Raw genomic sequence first — 1224 nt, forward strand, 5'->3', positions numbered from 1 at the left:
GCGAACGGGCGACGTGTGCCGCATAGCGAGCGGCATCGGCAGCTTCAGCTGCGCGCTCACCGCGAGATAGGAGAAACCAATGCAGGGAAAGTCAAGGGTCATGGCCGCCGTCGCGGCAGGCGCGCTCACCGTGGCGCTCGGCGCGGGCGCGGCGCGCTGCGCCATCGCCCCGCAGGAAGGCGCGCAGGATAGTCCACAGGAGCAAGAGCAGCCCGCGGCTGCAGGCGCCGACGCGGCAACCGGGAAGGCCGCCTCGGGCGCCGAGGCGCTCTGGAACACCGCATGGACGGGCGCCGACGACCCGACAGCCACGCTGCGGATCGTCGAGGGCGCCATGGTGGAGAGCGCGGGCGGCACCGAGCGCGCCTGGTTCTTCTCGGCCGAGGAGCCCTCCGAGGCCGGCGGCGTGCTCAGCGTGCCCATCGAGGTCAAGGGAACCGGCGATAAGGCGGGAGGCCTGTCGCTCATCCAGGTCTCGGGCGACGGGGGCGCCCGCACCCTGGCATGCGACCTCCTGACGCAGGCCTACGTGCCCCAGAAGGCGCAAGTCGGAGCGTTCTCCGTGACCGGCACCGACGACCGCCTCTCCGAGGCGCTTGGCGCGGATGCCGCCGCCATCGAGGAGGCCGTCGCCGGGAAGGCGGCGGAGGTGTCCCCGCAGGCGGCGGGAGCCACCTGGGACAAGGAGGTGTGGCTCGACTACGCCGGAAACGTCGCGTCGACGACCTTCACGCTCGACGACCCCGCCTCGACGGTGGTCACCGTGGTCTCGCGCGGCGGCTCGCTGGAGGCGATGTAGCCGTGCGGGCGCTTGAATCGCAACGCCGAAGGGCGTTCGCCATCTCCGCCGCGACGGCATTCGCCCTCTGCGCGCTCCTGCTCGTCCCCGCGCAGCCGGCATACGCCGACATAGCCGGGGACGTCAACGAGTGGCTGTGCGGCCTTCTGCGCGACTGCTGCAACTGGATGTTCAAGGCGCAAACGGGCGTGCTCGGGTCGATCGGCGCGAACGGGATCCTCTCGGCCGACTTCGCGCACATGCTCACGAGCTCGAGCGACCTGACCATGCACGACGTCGCCAGGGGCGTATGGCAGGCTGCCATCCTGCCGATCGGGTGCGGGGTGCTCGGCCTGGTCTTCACCCTGAAGCTCATCGAGATCTCCCAGCGCATGGACGGCAGCCAGAGCCTTCCCGGCGTCAAGGAGGTCGTTTTCCTCCTCGTG

Annotated in this window: 1 protein-coding gene and 1 pseudogene; both read left to right on the forward strand. The window is 70.8% G+C overall.

Annotated features, from left to right (window positions below; translation table 11 throughout):
* Positions 1 to 79: 79 nt before the first annotated feature.
* Positions 80 to 799 carry a hypothetical protein gene (locus FS885_RS09990; protein ID WP_186365858.1) on the forward strand — a complete coding sequence of 240 codons (720 nt, stop codon included), beginning with the start codon at positions 80 to 82 and terminating at the stop codon, positions 797 to 799.
* Between the two features lie 2 nt (positions 800 to 801).
* Positions 802 to 1224: pseudogene (locus tag FS885_RS10110) on the forward strand (hypothetical protein); the annotation flags it as partial.

This window comes from Enorma burkinafasonensis, from assembly GCF_902150035.1.
GTDB lineage: Bacteria > Actinomycetota > Coriobacteriia > Coriobacteriales > Coriobacteriaceae > Enorma > Enorma burkinafasonensis.